At 43.7% G+C, this 15,987-nt stretch carries 15 protein-coding genes; 4 read left to right on the plus strand and 11 right to left on the minus strand.

All coding sequences use genetic code 11. The features are described from left to right. Positions 1-11 precede the first annotated feature (11 nt). Complete coding sequence (locus tag RMY31_RS15380; RefSeq protein WP_322658995.1) at positions 12-692, minus strand: glutathione S-transferase family protein; 681 nt, start codon at positions 690-692, stop codon at positions 12-14. A 265-nt stretch (positions 693-957) separates the two neighbouring features. Between RMY31_RS15380 and RMY31_RS15385 the strand changes: the two genes are divergently transcribed. Then, a complete protein-coding gene (locus tag RMY31_RS15385; protein ID WP_322658996.1) occupies positions 958-1,698 on the plus strand; it encodes an aspartate/glutamate racemase family protein in 741 nt (246 codons plus the stop codon). A gap of 44 nt (positions 1,699-1,742) precedes the next feature. Further along, a complete protein-coding gene (locus RMY31_RS15390; RefSeq protein WP_322658997.1) occupies positions 1,743-2,003 on the plus strand; it encodes a hypothetical protein in 261 nt (86 codons plus the stop codon). Positions 2,004-2,094: 91 nt separating this feature from the next. Here RMY31_RS15390 and RMY31_RS15395 read toward each other — a convergent pair whose 3' ends face one another. From RMY31_RS15395 to RMY31_RS15415, 5 genes are all read right to left on the minus strand, one after another. After that, positions 2,095-3,363, minus strand: coding sequence for an MFS transporter (locus RMY31_RS15395; RefSeq protein ID WP_322658998.1), 1,269 nt, complete (start codon positions 3,361-3,363; stop codon positions 2,095-2,097). A 102-nt stretch (positions 3,364-3,465) separates the two neighbouring features. Beyond that, positions 3,466-5,082, minus strand: coding sequence for an FAD-dependent oxidoreductase (locus RMY31_RS15400; RefSeq protein ID WP_409878011.1), 1,617 nt, complete (start codon positions 5,080-5,082; stop codon positions 3,466-3,468). A gap of 79 nt (positions 5,083-5,161) precedes the next feature. Next, positions 5,162-6,208: an ABC transporter substrate-binding protein gene (locus tag RMY31_RS15405; RefSeq protein WP_322659000.1), complete on the minus strand. Its 1,047-nt coding sequence runs from the start codon at positions 6,206-6,208 to the stop codon at positions 5,162-5,164. 52 nt (positions 6,209-6,260) lie between these two features. Continuing rightward, on the minus strand, positions 6,261-6,662 hold the full coding sequence (locus RMY31_RS15410) for a 4Fe-4S binding protein (protein WP_322659001.1): 402 nt from the start codon (positions 6,660-6,662) through the stop codon (positions 6,261-6,263). After that, the gene (locus RMY31_RS15415) at positions 6,659-8,287 is read right to left on the minus strand and encodes an FAD-binding protein (RefSeq protein WP_322659002.1); all 1,629 of its coding nucleotides are present in this window, start codon (positions 8,285-8,287) and stop codon (positions 6,659-6,661) included. The genes RMY31_RS15410 and RMY31_RS15415 overlap by 4 nt, the downstream gene beginning before the upstream one ends. A 623-nt stretch (positions 8,288-8,910) precedes the next feature. Between RMY31_RS15415 and RMY31_RS15420 the strand changes: the two genes are divergently transcribed. Continuing rightward, positions 8,911-9,699 (plus strand): ABC transporter permease, encoded by a 789-nt coding sequence (locus RMY31_RS15420; protein WP_322659003.1) that lies wholly within the window; start codon positions 8,911-8,913, stop codon positions 9,697-9,699. A 437-nt stretch (positions 9,700-10,136) separates the two neighbouring features. Here RMY31_RS15420 and glgB read toward each other — a convergent pair whose 3' ends face one another. Further along, on the minus strand, positions 10,137-12,431 hold the full coding sequence (gene glgB / locus RMY31_RS15425; RefSeq protein WP_322659004.1) for a 1,4-alpha-glucan branching enzyme: 2,295 nt from the start codon (positions 12,429-12,431) through the stop codon (positions 10,137-10,139). A gap of 311 nt (positions 12,432-12,742) precedes the next feature. Between glgB and psb32 the strand changes: the two genes are divergently transcribed. Beyond that, on the plus strand, positions 12,743-13,480 hold the full coding sequence (gene psb32 / locus RMY31_RS15430) for a photosystem II repair protein Psb32 (protein WP_322659005.1): 738 nt from the start codon (positions 12,743-12,745) through the stop codon (positions 13,478-13,480). A gap of 113 nt (positions 13,481-13,593) precedes the next feature. On the opposite strand, the gene RMY31_RS15435 is transcribed toward psb32, so the two are convergent. The 4 genes from RMY31_RS15435 to RMY31_RS15450 all read right to left on the minus strand — a co-directional run bounded on the left by RMY31_RS15435 (position 13,594) and on the right by RMY31_RS15450 (position 15,887). Next, positions 13,594-13,977 carry a DUF4346 domain-containing protein gene (locus tag RMY31_RS15435; protein ID WP_322659006.1) on the minus strand — a complete coding sequence of 128 codons (384 nt, stop codon included), beginning with the start codon at positions 13,975-13,977 and terminating at the stop codon, positions 13,594-13,596. Between the two features lie 77 nt (positions 13,978-14,054). After that, the gene (locus tag RMY31_RS15440) at positions 14,055-14,243 is read right to left on the minus strand and encodes a hypothetical protein (RefSeq protein ID WP_322659007.1); all 189 of its coding nucleotides are present in this window, start codon (positions 14,241-14,243) and stop codon (positions 14,055-14,057) included. Positions 14,244-14,449: 206 nt separating this feature from the next. Further along, on the minus strand, positions 14,450-15,472 hold the full coding sequence (locus tag RMY31_RS15445; protein ID WP_322659008.1) for a tetratricopeptide repeat protein: 1,023 nt from the start codon (positions 15,470-15,472) through the stop codon (positions 14,450-14,452). A 289-nt stretch (positions 15,473-15,761) separates the two neighbouring features. After that, the gene (locus tag RMY31_RS15450) at positions 15,762-15,887 is read right to left on the minus strand and encodes a hypothetical protein (protein WP_409877978.1); all 126 of its coding nucleotides are present in this window, start codon (positions 15,885-15,887) and stop codon (positions 15,762-15,764) included. Positions 15,888-15,987: the final 100 nt, after the last annotated feature.

Genomic DNA, 15,987 nt, shown 5'->3' on the forward strand with positions numbered 1-15,987 from the left:
AACTCTGTGTGCTATTTTTGAACTACACCAACGGGAACAGGTTCACCAAGAACTTTGGCGAATCTTTGCAAATAAAAGTCCACAGGATTTGCCACTGCTTGAATAGACTTGCGATCGCGTACCAGATTCCACCATGTCTGCAAACGAGGTGTTTCCGCTGGGAGTGTGAATTTGCGGAAATGTTCTAGGAGTGGTAAACGTTCAAACCAAGGATAGAAGCTGATATCAACAAGGCTAAATCGATCTCCTAACCAGTAATGACCGTTGGATAGTTTACCTAATCCTTCCTGCTCAAGATATAAGAGTGCTTCTGTGAACTCTTTTCGTCCTTGTTCCTGTTCTTGGCTATCTTTACCGCGAAGAAATTTGTTAAAAGCAGGTACAAAGCGAGTATTGGCGTAGTCTATCCAGATGCGAGCGATCGCTTTGGTTGCAGGATCGCGGGGTAATAGAGGTGGTTCTGGAAAAACTTCATCTAAATATTCATTGATGATGGCAGACTCGTAAATTTCAACATCCCCATGTTTGATGGCCGGGACTTTGCCATAACGCGAAATCTGCGTGTACCCATCTGGTTTATTTTGTAAGTCAATTTCGATGGGGGTGAAGTCAATGCCTTTTTCCAGTAAGACTACACGGGTACGTTGAGAGAAGGTAGAGGCTTTAGCAAAGTAAAGTTGTATGTTGCTCATGAAATCCTTTCCTAGTAACGATTGTGAACGCAGACTATATAAGATTGCACAACTCAAACCAGAGCAATAATACAGAAGCGAAATGTGTCTATCCGTGCGATTAAATAATTTGACTGCTAAATGATATATTACACTTTGTCGGTCGATTTATCGTAGTATAATTATTATACAGCCTTTCCGAAATATGTATACCTAATTATTAGACTATCTAAATAAATATTGTAGACATAATCAGGTTTGTAAAAAAAGGTGTCATATGTGTTCAATGGCTGACTCTAATAGGTGGTTCCGCCTTGGCTTGTTAGTACCAGCAGGCAACACCACGTTTGAGCCTGACTTTCATTGTGCTTTTTCCAGTCAAGTCAGTATTCATGCCCATCGCGTGATTGCCAAACACTCGCACGCCTATGAAAGCTATGAATCAATGGATGACATCAATGAAGAGGCCGTTAAAGAAGTAGAAAAATTAGCCAAAGCCAAGGTGCATTTTGGAGCATACGGCTTCACTACGGCAACATTTTATCGAGGGCGAGTTTTCGCCGAACAGTTAGAGCAACGTTTGGCGCAGGTGCAAGGAGTACCATTTGTTGTGCCAGCTCTGGCTCTATTAGAAGCGTTGGCACATCTAAAGGTCAAGAAAATTTCTGTAGTCACCCCTTATCCAGAATGGAACAACCAAACACTAAAAACATTTTTGAGTGAAGCGCCTTTTGAATTAGTGGGGTTTAAAGGTGATGAACGTCCCAAAGAAGTAGCAAAAAAGAATTACCTTTGGCATCAGTCGCCCGATCAAGCCGCAGCTTTTATCAAGAAAGTTTCTCATAAAGGTGCAGATGCTATTGTGTTGCCCTGTACGGCATGGAGAACATTTGAGGCGATCGAAGAATTAGAGGCAGATTTAAATATTCCTGTAGTTACTGCAAACCAAGCCACAATATGGAGTTTAGCAAGGCGCGCTTCTATTGAATCTGCACTTCGTTTGAGAGGGAAATTGTTTGCTATTTAGTCACAGAGGTTTTCATAGATTAAATCTTAAAAAGAGGAAATTTCATGTCAGACAAGTCTAATTTACAAAACCTGCTTTTGGATGAGGTACTAGCTTATTATGAGCGTGGTCTGGAAGTTGAACGCTTATCAAAGCGTACAAATCCGATTGAACTAGTTCGCACTCAAGAGCTTCTTAGCCGCTACTTGCCTCAGAAGGACCAGGCAAATTCCTACAAAATTTTGAGGAACATTGGAGTGAACCAAGTCGCCGCCAAAGACTCCTACAAGCCATTCGCTGGCTGGAGACTGAACCTTCTACACTAGGTGTGAGCGCTCACATTATGGCTATTGCTAAAAAGGTGGCAGTCTCAAGGCAAGATAAAGAGCGATCGCTTGGGTAAATATAAAATCTCAGTTAATTACTTGCCACTTGATTCGTCCCCAAGTGAATTAACTTCGCCATTTGGGGCAATTGTTGCGCGAACAGCACCGAACCCACGACGCAAACTACACCACCCAAAATGAGAGTGTTCGGAGCCTTGAAATAATGTGCTAGAGTTCCTGCTACTAAGTTACCAAAAGGAGCCATACCCATAAAGCACATAGCATAAAAGCTCATCACTCTACCCCGTTTGCTATCTTCCACAATAAATTGCAGCACTGTGTTGCTGGCAGCTACTTGAAGCGTAGAACTCCAGCCAACTAAAACCAAAGCTAACTGAGAAATCCAGAAGACTTGAGATAGAGAGAAAAAGATGAAGCCAATCCCCATGATGGCTGGACAGAAGGCTATTAGTCTCTCTAAACCCATAACACTATGACGAAAGCTGAGGTAAACACAAGCAAATACCGATCCCATCGCTGCTGCGGCTGTTAGAAAGCCTAACGTTTCCGATCCTCCGCGCAGAACTTCTACTGCAAAGATGGGTAGAAGTGTCGTGTATGACATACCTACTAAACTAGCTACTGCCAGTAACAGTAGGATGGAACGCACAGGCAGGAAGTAATAGGCATATTGAAACCCTTCTCTCAATTTCTGCCAAGTATTACTCGTCTGTATTTCCACTTTTCGGGGTGTAATCTGCATTGCTGAGATTGCCCAAATAGCAATAAGATAGCTGAGACTATCGTAAAGAAAGCAGAATCCCGCGTCAAACTGAGCAATCAAAATGCCACCCAGTGCCGGGCCAAATAAACGCGCACCATTAAGGAAGGCTGCATTCAGGGCGATCGCATTTCCCATCAGTTCGCGGCTAACCATATCACTAACAAATGCGTTACGTACAGGCACATCTAAACCCTTCAAAAACCCCAAAAATGCACTCAGAATCAGCAATGTCCAAAAATTTGCCCAACCTAGAAATGTGATAATCGTCAGAGTTATAGATATTAAAAAGCCTACGACCTGAAATAGCAGCAACAGGTGATAGCGGTTATAGCGATCGGCTAAAATTCCTGATATTGGGGCTAGTGCAAACACTGGCAATTGTCCAAAAAACCCTGCCAACCCCAGTAGCAAAGCAGAATCGGTCAATCGATAAATCAGCCAGAGAATCGCTACTTGTGTCATGAAGTTGCCTGTCATAGACAAAGCTTGTCCAGCAAAGTAAAGGCGATAATTACGCGATCTAAAGGCAGGTAGATCGAGATTCAATTTGAATCTAAATTTAGGTAATAATTTCATGAACTAAGTGCAAATAAAAAGGGAACAGGAACAAATGAGATAACTTCCCTATTTCCTCCTATCCCAAAAGCGTTTGTTGAGAAATTCCCTAGTTCTCAAAAATCACACTGTGACTAATTCCCGATTTGCAACTACTGACTCAGGTTTGACCCAAATTTTGTCTAACCCACCACTCAGCAGGCGATATTGTTGATTAGGGTCTTGTTGCGGGTAATCCACGCGCTTGTGCATTCCTCTAGTTTCCTGACGTTGCAAACCACTGTTGTACATCCAACGGGCAGTAGCAACCATTGCCGCAGTTTCCCGCGATCGCACAATTTGGCTATCGTCTAGTGTTTTGCTATTGCGAATTTCTTGCCAGAGGTCATCTAGTCTATCTAGGGATGCACTTAAACCTGTAGCAGTGCGGAAGAGGTTGCGATCGTAGGGGAAAACTTCAGCTTGAGTTGCGGCGATCGCTTCATCTGGGGAGAATCTATTATTACCTTCACCATGCAATCCCGCTTCACCAACTGGGCGTATACTGCGCTGGGTTGCTTGTTCTCCTAAACTCAGCGCATAGCTAGCAGCAGATTGTCCAGACCAATAGCCAGAGGACATTGCCCAGGCTGCATTATGGCTACCACCGCCGGTGAATCCACCACAGATTAATTCTCTAGTGGCTGCATCTCCTGCTGCATAGAGTCCATTAACTGAGGTAGCGCAGGTGTAGTCTTTTATCCGAATGCCACCAGTACCGCGTACAGTTCCTTCCAAGCGTAAGGTTACAGGAAATCTTTGAGTAAAGGGGTCAATCCCAGCGCGATCGAAGACGACAAAGAAGTTAGGCTGAGATGCCCGCATCCAGGCTTTTGTCGCTTCATCCATATTTTGATCCAGACGCGCATAAACTGGCTGAGTCAGCAATGTTTTGGCAATTACCGAACGACCGCGCTTAGAACCTGCACCCTCAATTACCGTGCCATCCTCATAAGTAAAAGATGCCCAATCGTAATAACGAGTCTTGGTGACGGAGGAAAAACTAGGAGAAATGGCATAGGCGTTGGAAAATTCCATGCCAGAAAAATCAGCGCCTGCCTCGGCTGCCATCAATAGACCATCCCCTGTGAGAACATTGCAACCAAGAGCCTTACTCAAGAAAGCACAGCCACCTGTAGCAATGACAACTGCCTTTGCTCGGACTGTCCAACGCTCTCCAGATTGACGATTTATCCCTTTAGCTCCAGCTACAGCGCCTTCTGCATCCACAAGCAACTCTAAAGCCGGACTGTGGTCTAAAATTTTGACTCCTGCTTGCTTAACCTTTTTCCGCATGAACCGCATATAATCCGGCCCCTGCAAAGAGCGGCGGATGACTTGTCCATTGGCATCAACGCTGAAAGGATAGCCCCAATCTGCGAGAGAATGAATGTTGTCGTAGGTGCGATCTAATACTCTAGTCATCCAATGGCGGTCTGCAAGAAACCCTCCCATAGCTTCTCGACTTGCCATTGCTGCTTCCCGTTGTTCTGGGTCTGGTGGAATGTACCATACGCCATTTCCAGAAGCTGCGGCTGCACCACTTGTACCGCAGTAACCTTTGTCTACTAAAACGACTTTTGCCCCACCGCTTGCTGCATTCCAAGCAGCCCAAGTTCCAGATGGGCCACCTCCAATAATTAATACATCTGTGACTAAATCTAGGTTAGAGGAATTTTGACGAATAGGACTATTCACGATATTTACTCCTTAATAGAATTAAGAAAAGGGGAAGGGCGGAACTTCCCCAAAAATGCGAGAGTAACCTTTGCTAAAACTTTTAGGGATTCGGGATTTGCCAATCTTTGATATCAAAATCTGACTTCAACAATTTCTGGTCGGCTAGAAACTGCTTTGTTGAATTCAAGAGTTTCAATCCTTCCGGCGTAAAAGGTTCAGGGGGATAAAGGTCTAGTGGATAGGATTGTTTAGCGATCGCCAATGGCACATCACCACTTGCCTGAGCAGCAAACTTGTAAAATGCCTGTGGATTTGCTTTGATATCCTGCAATGCTTGTTGTCTAATTTGGTTCCACTTTTGCGGCAATTCTGGGTGGCGAGATACGAGACTTTCTGTCACGACACTTACCCCTGTCCCAACTAGTCCCTGATGATCTTTGGCTTCATCAATTGCTGGAAATCCTTGAGAAACTAATGTTGGTCCAGCTCCCATAGCAAATGGATAGGCGGCAATATCTCCTCTCTCTATAGCAGCCTTAGCGTCAGCAGAAGGGATCTGCAACACCTTTACATCCTTGGTCAGTCCCTCTTGTTCCAACAAACCCATCAGATATCGATGAAGATAAGTGCCTTTAGCAACTCCTATCTTTGTACCTTTAAGTTGTGCAACTGAGCGCGGGCCATTTTTCTTGGTAACTAACCAAGCATTCTGACCCACCCGTGTTTGATTAATCAATTTAGTTGGCAAACCTGCTGCTCTACCAACTAAAGCTGGCGTATCTCCATACAAACCTATGTCTAACTGACCACTAACTAAGGCTTCGTTTAGGGATGGGCCTCCCACAAAGGGAATAAATTTCACTTCCGTCACACCCAGGCTTTTGAGCGCAGGAGTCAATGTCCCCTTTTTAAAAGCCCAACCCTCCGGCCCGATTGGCAACTTGCTTTCAGAACTGATGAAACCGACTCGTAAAACTAGTGTTTTCGCCTCTGCCAGATTTGCTCCAGTATTTGAGGAAGCTACTGCTGAGTTATGAGACTGGCTTTGTTGGGAAGTACAACTGGTAAGACTTAATAAAAGCGCAAAAGTTGTTACTGAAGCCAAAAGACGATTCAGAAAACTGCGCTCAAGTGCGTGGGAACTCATAGACTGAAATGGAGAGTAGGGAATTTCTCAATTACGAATTACGAATTACGAGTTACGAATTAGTAGACTGCTGCGCTCCCCAAGGAAGAATCCTGCCCTGAGCATCTGTAGCAAGATTGCTGCTACTTTGCATAGCTGGATAGTAGTAGGCAGACTTCTCCTTTTTAGCGGCAGGTGTGCGTCCCTTTCCCCAGCCTATGTCTTCCCGATAGCTGCCAAGCAACCCAGATGCTACCAAAGTATCTTCATCCACTGGAACTGATTCCTCAGCGTTGGGATCGACATACAGTGCATCAACGGGACAGTATAGTTCGCACATATAACAGGTTTGACAATCGCTCTGGCGAGCAATTTTAGGCGCACGTCCCGGTACTGCATCGAAAACATTGGTAGGACAGGCGGTGACGCAAAGATTACATTTAATACAACGAGATTCACTTACTAATTCAATCACAGTGCAACTAACTCCCTATTGACTACTTCCTGTTCGGGCTTTGCCCAGACTGTATCCAATCCACCACTAATTAATCGATATTGCTGGTTAGAATCTTGCTGGGGATAATCCTGGTGCTTGTGCATTCCACGAGTTTCTGTTCTTGCTTGTGCTGAAGTATACATCCAACGTGCAGTAGCGACCATTGCCGCAGCTTCTCGTGCTGGTAATACTTGGTTATCTGCTGGGGCCGCACTATGGCGGATTTCTCGCCACAAACCATGCAAGCATTCCAGAGAATCGCTCAAGCCGCGTTCAGTCCGGAAGAGGTTGCGATCGTAGGGTAATACTTCTGCTTGAACAGCGCGGATAACTTCCTGGGGGTTAAAAGTGTGGCTACTCTCAGAACTAACTGCTGCCTGTCCAATTGAATGCACTTGTCTTTGGTTTGCTTTTGCTCCCAATTGACGAGCATATTCAGCCGCCGCTTGTCCTGACCAATAGCCGGAAGACATTGCCCAAGCAGCATTGTAACTACCACCCCCTGTAAAGCCACCACAAATTAATTCCCTTGTAGCTGCATCTCCAGCTGCATAGAGTCCAGGTACTGAGGTAACACAAGAATTATCTACAATCCGAATGCCGCCAGTACCTCTTACTGTGCCTTCCAAACGCAGTGTAACTGGGAAGCGTTGAGTGAAAGGATCAATTCCACTCCTGTCAAAAGGTAGGAAGAAATTATGCTGGATGGTTCGCATCCAAGTTTGTACTTCTTTTGGAGTTTTGTGGAGGCTACAGTATACAGGCTGGGTTAGCAATGTCTTGGCAATCACAGAGCGTCCCCGTTGAGAGCCAGCACCCTCAATTAGCGTGCCATCTTCGTAAGTGAATGTTGCCCAGCGATAAAAAGCTCCTTTAGTAACAGAAGCAAAGGCAGGAGTGAGGGCATAGGCATTAGAAAATTCCATCCCTGACATTTGCGCTCCAGCTTCTGCTGCCATTAAATAACCATCTCCAGTTAGAACGTTGCAACCGAGGGCTTTACTTAAAAAAGCACAACCACCAGTGGCAATTACTACTGCTCCGGCTCGCACTGTCCAGCGTCCACCCACTTGGCGACGAATTCCTTTCGCCCCAGCTACTGCTCCTTCGCTATCTACCAGCAATTCCAAAGCAGGACTATGGTCAAGAATTTGCACTCCGGCTTTCTTGACTTGCTTACGCATCAGGCGCATGTATTCTGCCCCTTGCTGGAGCGAACGATAGTAAGGTTGTCCTTGTTGGTCAGAGGGAAAAGGATAACCCCAGTTACCTAACTGATGCAGATTTGCATGAGTCCGATCCAAAACTCGCTCCATCCACGATCGCTCTGATAAAAATCCTCCTAGAGCTTCCCTACTAGCCATAGCGGTTTCCCGTTGGTCGGGGTTTGCTACATACCAAACACTGGTGCCACCTGACGCAGTTGCTCCACTAGAGCCACAGTAGCCTTTGTCTACCAAAACAACCCGTACTCCCTGAGCAGCTGCATTGTAAGCCGCCCAAGCACCAGCCGGGCCACCTCCAATAACTAAAACATCTGCCTCTAAATCTAGATTGGATCCACTGGCAGATGATTGCTCAGACGCTAATTGATGGGCGCTCACTAGCTCTCACTCCTTAATTCAAAATAGCAATATCTTTTAAAACCACAGAAATGACTAGCAGAAGTCATCTAACGATTAGTAGACCTAAATGACTTATATCTACGGTACTAGCAACATAATCTGACAAAATACTAATCATCTACCGATTTAGCGGTGATTAATTTAGCAGTATTACACGGCACTCAATAAAATTCAAGCCTTTCGTCAATAAAATATATGTATATCTAAATTTATTAATTACGAATAGTTAGAATTGCTAAATTTGATAACGTTTCGGTTTATACTGAACTCATGTTGACAAAAGTTAAAAAGACTAAACCCAAATAAGTAGTCTTGTAAAATAAATTACTTGGTTTGGAGAGATAACAGTCAACAGTGATGGGATACAGCGATTTCAGTTGTGTTAAAAAATGGCTCAATAAGGTAAAAATAGGTGTGGCATGGGTCATTGGCGGGTAATGCTACTTAGCTCACACCGAAGCATCCTGTCGATATTGCCTCTAATTTGACAGTCCTCTAGGAGAGGGCTAGCCGTTCTTGAAGAGTAGAGCGAGTCAAAAGACATCGCATCTTCAACTCTTTGTTACCCTACATTTAATTAGCTCCAAGCGTGAAAGAAATAAATGAAGCGGATTATTAGAAAAGCTGTGACTTTGCTTTCTGTGTACTACGCCTATATGGTTGAGTATCGCGCAGAACTGATTTTATGGGTTTTGTCTGGGTCTTTACCAATTATCCTTATGGGTGTCTGGATACAAGCAGCGCAAGGTGGAAAGTTCGGTTTGACACCTGTAGATTTTGCCCGTTACTTTCTGACAGTTTTTGTTGTTAGGCAAATTACAGTTGTCTGGGTAATTTGGGAATTTGAAAAGGAAGTAGTGGAAGGCAAGCTATCGCCTAGATTGCTACAGCCGCTCGATCCAGTATGGCATCATGTTGCCTCTCATCTTTCTGAAAGAGTTGCTCGCATACCGTTTGCGCTGATGTTAATAGCATTATTTTTTCTACTATATCCCCAAGCTTTTTGGTTGCCGAATTTGGGTCAAGTGTTGCTGTTTACATTAGCGGTAGTGTTGGCTTTTATTTTACGGTTTGTGATTCAGTACACCTTTGCCTTATTTGCCTTCTGGACAGAACGGGCTAGCGCTTTAGAAAATTTCTGGTTTTTATTTTTTTTGTTTTTTTCTGGGATGATCGCCCCTTTAGATGTGTTTCCTGAACCTGTGCGGGCTATAGTTTTATTTACACCTTTTCCTTACTTGATTGATTTCCCCGCAAGTCTTTTAGTAGGGATACCCGTAGATGTAGGGCGGGGATTTTTATCAATGGTGGGCTGGATATTAATATTTTTGGGTGCAAATCGCTTACTGTGGCGTGCGGGATTGAAGCGTTATTCTGGTATGGGAGCTTAAATAAAAAGTTTTTGATTTTTGATTTTTGGACTATTTTTTTTACATAAATAAACCCAGATATTAACTAAGAATATTTTAAAGTTGTTTTAATGGGGTTACCTCTAGTCCAGCATTATTAACTCTATCAAAAGCTATTTTAATAACTCCCTCCCAGGATTCTAATTGCTTAATAAATTTTGGAGGCAAACTGTTGTAAATAAAAGTAAAACTAGGATTAGCTGCGGTTTAAAATCCTAAGTTTCTTATCCTTTAAGTAACTGAGTTAACGATAGTTTACTTTTTTTGACTTCTCAATTGAGCTATCTTTTTATGGCAAATCTGCAACTCTTACAGGATTTATTGTAGGGTCGGTAAGAAGACCAGTGAAAAAACAAGGGACGGGCGAAATGCCCATCCCCAAAACCAATTAAATCATCCTGCAAAGATGTAATGTCCGATTAACCTTCCAACGCCTCAGCAGTCTTCTTCTTATCTAACTTGAGAATCAACACACCCAAAGGTGGCAGACACAAATCGAGTGAATAGGGACGACTATGCAATGACCAATGATCTGTCCACTTACCGCCTAAGTTACCCATGTTGCTACCGCCATACTGACGCGCATCACTATTGAACAACTCGGTGTAAAATCCATGTTCCGGTACACCAATGCGATAGTGAGAATGAGGTTGGGGTGTAAAGTTGCAAACTACAACAACAAAATCATTAGAATCTTTATCGCGACGGATAAAGGAAACTACACTATGGCGGTTGTCGCTACAGTCAATCCACTCAAACCCCGGTTCAGCAAAATCCTGAGTGTACAAAGTTGGTTCGGAACGGTAAAGATGGTTCAACTCCTGGAAAAACTGTTTTAACTGTTGGTGTGGTTCATGCTGGAGTAGATGCCACTCCAAATCTGCCCAGACATTCCACTCACTCCACTGTGCAAACTCCATGCTCATAAACATGGTTTTTTTACCAGGGTGAGCGAACATATAGGTAAATAAACAACGCACATTAGCCAACTTCTGCCATGTATCTCCCGGCATTTTGCCGATAATATTGCTCTTGCCATGTACTACTTCATCATGGGACAGAGCCAGCATGAAGTTTTCACTGTGGTTGTACCACATACTAAAAGTGATATTGTTCTGGTGAAACTGGCGGAACCAAGGATCCATGCTGAAATAGTCCAGCATATCGTGCATCCAGCCCATATTCCACTTTAAGTTAAAGCCCAGTCCACCTGTGTAGGTAGGCCAAGAGACCATCGGCCAAGAAGTAGATTCTTCAGCAATTGAGAGAACGCCTGGGAAATAGCTGAAAATAATGTGATTTACCTGACGCAAAAAATCTGCTGCTTCCAGGTTTTCTCTACCACCGTACTGGTTAGGTAGCCATTCTCCTGGTTCGCGACAATAGTCATTGTAGAGCATTGAAGCAACAGCATCAACGCGAATGCCATCAATGTGGTACTTGTCAAACCAAAATAGAGCATTTGCTACCAGAAAATTCCTCACTTCGTGGCGACTGTAGTTGAACACCAAAGTGCCCCATTCTTTGTGTTCGCCTTTGCGAGAGTCTGCGTGTTCGTATAGATGGCTACCATCAAAGAAAGCTAAACCATGACCATCTTTCGGGAAATGACCGGGAACCCAGTCCACTATGACACCGATGTCGTTTTGGTGACATTGGTCTACGAAATACATAAAATCTTCGGCACTGCCAAAACGCGAAGTGGGAGCATAGTACCCAGTTACTTGATAACCCCAAGACCCATCAAAGGGATGCTCCGCAATTGGCAACAGTTCCACATGGGTGTATCCTAAGTCTTTAACGTAGGGGATGAGCCGGTCTGCTAGTTCCCGGTAGGTAAGGAAACGTGCCCCCGGTTTCAGTTCAGAAACAACCACTACAGGCTCAGTTTCACCATTAGGTAGCTTAGCTGGTTCCGCACTAGCAGCATGTAACCAAGAGCCTAAATGTACTTCGTAAACTGAAACAGGTTGGGTTAGAGGGTCAGTGTGTCGCCGCTTTTCTAGCCATTCTTCGTCACTCCAAGCATAAGCACTTAAATCAGTGACAATGGATGCCGTTTTTGGGCGGGGTTCTTGCTGAAAACCGTAGGGATCGGACTTTTCGTAAATGTGTCCTTCAAAATTTTTGATTTCGTATTTGTAATGTGCTCCCACTTCTAATTCGGGGATGAACAATTCCCAAACACCAGTGGATCCTTTACGCATTTGGTGTTTGCGCCCATCCCAAAGATTGAAATCTCCCAGGAGCGATACATTACGAGCGTTGGGTGCCCAAACGGCAAAATAAACGCCTTTAACTCCGTCTACTTCTGCGAGGTGCGACCCCAATTTCTCGTAAATCCGGTGGTGATTACCTTCAGTGAACAAATGCAAGTCAAAATCTGTCAGGCGGGGAGAACGGAAAGCATAGGGGTCATAAGTGACACGCTCATGCTCTCCTTCTTTAATCCGTAACTGGTAGTTTGCCAGTTCTGCTGTTTCAATGGTGCATTCAAAAAAGTGCGGATGATGTACGGTGTGCATTGGGTATTCCTGCCGTTCCTCAGGAAGAACTACCCATGCCTCACTTGCATTTGGTAGGTAGGCTCGCACAGCCCAGACATTTTGGCCATTTTGCTCTATGGGATGAGAACCAAGTATTTCAAAGGGATCGGAATGCTGATTCCAAACGATGCTGTTAACTTGTTCGGGGGCGATCGTAGTCATGGACATGAAGCTACCTAAGTCAGAATAAAGTGAGTAACTAAATCTACTTGTGAAATATATATATATTCTTTACATTTATTTGCAAATTTGTCTTCTTGCCTCCGTTATCCTACATCAGAATGAGTCACCAGTCTCTTAGAGGTCAGGGGGGGTAGAGAACAGGGGGGCGGAGGCGATGAGGGAACTTTTGCTTGTGACTCCTAACAACTGATGACTGTCATCTGTCATCTATTCCTTATTTTTGATCCGTGAATAAGGTGATTTTGACATTGGTTGTGTAGTATTTTTGGTGCTAGTCTGTCTTAAGGGATCATCCGATGCAACAGCTCCTCAACAAATTATTTAGCATTAAAAAACACGTTATCCGGTTTATTCTACCGCTGCTAATCAGTATTGTAGGTTCTTCGCTGTTTGCTTCACCTGCATTCGCTACAGGTGTGTATCAAATGCCAAGTCTCGTAGCTGGCGATACTACTTGGGTATTGGATAAAGGTGACGTTATCAGCCGCCTGAATGAAGGTAAAATTAGCGGTGCCTTGGAAGACTTGGCAAAGCAAACTGGCAACGAAGTCAGATTTGTGACTGTTCGCCGCCTCGACTATGGAGAAACGCCGGAAAGTTTTACTAAAGCACTATTTGAAAAATGGTTTCCGACAAAACAAGCGCAAGCCAATCAAACCTTATTAGTACTGGTCACAGTGACTAACGGTACTGACATCATCACCGGAGATAAAGTCAAGTCTTTGTTAACAGACTCTATAGCCGAGAGTGTAGCTTCTGAAACATTGGGCGTACCTTTACGGGACGGTAACAAATACAATCAAGCATTTCTAGATGCGAGCGATCGCTTGGTTGCTGTCCTCTCTGGAAAACCCGATCCCGGGCCACCCGAAATTGTTGACAAAGTGCAAGTAGAAGGCACATTCAAGAAAGCAGAAGAAACCGACCAAGGTAACGCCACTGCTTGGGTAATAGGACTTTTAATTGCCGCCACCATTATTCCGATGGCGACTTACTACATCTACCAAATCAATCAACCATCCTCTGATGGATAAAAACAGAGTTAGCAGTCAGTAGGGGCGTTCGCTCAAGCGCGTTCCCGGATGGTACGGCCATTCACCCGTACAGGAATTAGGAGTTTTTAACTTCTCACTTCTCGCTTCTAACTTTAATCTTGAACATACTCTTGCCCTGTTACTAAAGCTACCTCAGCGCGGACAAATTCTCGACCTAAATAAGCTGCATGATCCAACTGAGTCACTACACAGGGCTGAGTTTCTTCAAAGATTTTTACGCAAAGTTCCTTTGCTGTTCTTCCACTAAAAACAGTCGTGTGAGTGCGTTCCACTTTTCCCTTGGCAGGAATTACTTTTCCCGTCTCTGGATCTACAGCCAAACCACGTTCATCAATCACATTTGTAAAATGCTTGGCATAAATTAAACCTACTTCTCGATCCAGGTAGATAATGAAATATCCACTCGGATCGAGGTCAATATGGCGCTGAGAAAGTTTGCGATCGATTTGCGCCAAATCTTTAACCATCAAATCCATAAGCATTATCAAAAGTAAATTTCTTTCTTCAGGATTTTTACACTCTATATCAAGTGTAATTCCTATATTCCTTCGCTTTATTTATATCTTGAAGATTTTTCGGATTCACCTAAAGTATTGGGCAGAACACCGTAATGCGATCGCGCTTCATATCGCGTCCGTTTAATTAGCGATTGCAAGTCATTGCGAGTGCAACGAATTCGAGCGAAGCAATCGCAAGTTTTGGGGATTGCTTCACTACGCTGAAGCTCCGTTAGCAATGACAACTGTTCAACCGACTTAATATCACACCCTACCAAACCGAGCAAAATACATGTATAGAAAAAAGGGTAAGGATAATTTTTCAGTATTTATCCTTACCCACAGATATTAATATTGTTATACTTATACCAATCTTTTGGCACAATAAACTTCATGAAAAGATTCCAGATCGCTGCATCACAGGAGTAGGAATCAAACCAATTAGCTCAACCTACAGAGAATTCATGAACAGCTGTACCTTTTCTAGGAGTGGCTCATATTCGATTTGTCCAGCTAATTCTTGGGCATTTTGATAGCACGATCGCGCTAATTTTTTGCGTTTTGTTGTAGCGTAAAGGCTTCCCATATTCAGCAAAGTTGAAATTTTTCCGAGACGATCGCCAAGTTCGCGATGAATGGTAATGGCTTTTTTGTAGAACTTGAGTGCTTGTCTGTGTTGTCCTAGGTTACTGTAAGTGTAACCGATGTTATTAAGGGTTGTTGCTTCACCAGAGCGATCGCCTAATGCCTGACGTGTCAACAAAACTTGATGATAAAGCAACAGCGCTTGTTGAGGTTGTCCTATATCACTATAGATAGAGGCGATATTATTCAAGGTGGTTGCCTCACCAATCAAATTCTTGACAGCTCGTTGAATAGGCAGCGCATCTTGAAGAAATTGTAGAGCTTTCTCAAACTGGCCTAGGGTGCTGTATGCAAACCCAATACCGTTTAGCGTTGTGGCCTCACCAGAAAAGTCTCCTAGCGATCGCCGCATTGCCAAAATTTGATGATGTAGCAACAAAGCTCGTTTTGGTTCTCCCAATTTGGTATAAATTAGTGCCACATCGTTGAGAGTAGAAACTTCACCTTGAGTGTCCTCTAATTGCCTGAAGATTTCAGCGGCTTGGTCAAAATAATCTAAGGCTTGGGAAAATTGTCCCAGTCGGCTGTAGGTAGAACCCAGATTGCTGAATGCTGTAGCCTTTGCAGTTGCATTGTCAAGTTCAACAGCAACCAAAAGCGCCTGATGAAAACACTCTAGTGCTGTTTGAAGTTCCCAGCAACCGAGGTGAGCTAAACCAATGTCGTTTAATGTATGCCCTTCTCTGGCTCGATCTGGAATTGCTCTAGCTAAATGTAAGTTTTCTGCTGCTAGCTCTAAAGATTCTTGAAATTTTCCCTGCTGGTAGTAGCGGTTGGCTTCATAACGACGTTGTTCCCACTCTTTGACCTGATTTGAAGGTTGCGTCATTTGACCTCGGTTGCACTAGAGATAAATAGGCATCGTCTTGGGAATGAACCTTTTTATGGTTTCCCAACTTGGAGTTAAACATTATTTTGTACCTTTAGATAGAAGATGTAAATAGATAAGTCTACCTTGAGATATAAGACGCAAATCAAAAAATGTGATTATATAGTATATTTCTTTACAGTATAAATTCCCTAATTAAGTTGCTGACTAGTGGCTGATGGATGATTGACATCAATTAACAAGCAGCAGCAACCTCATTTAAATTAACTTGATAACCAAGTTTGTCTAACTATTTAACCAAGCACTTTTTCTTGAGTTGTGGTTTTTCGTGACGCTCAAAGTAATTAGCGCCCCATCGCGATTGCAGTTCGACCGCTTGCTCAAAAGGGCGGCAGTATTCTTTTGTACTGTCCATTGCTACATGAGTGCAACCATGAGCGAACGAGCATCATTCCTTTGGGGTGTACGAAGTTCATAGGGACTGCGTTCTGCCTTGAAAGTGCTGAGTTAGGAGG

The organism is Dendronalium sp. ChiSLP03b, assembly GCF_034531165.2.
Taxonomy (GTDB): domain Bacteria; phylum Cyanobacteriota; class Cyanobacteriia; order Cyanobacteriales; family Nostocaceae; genus Dendronalium; species Dendronalium minutum.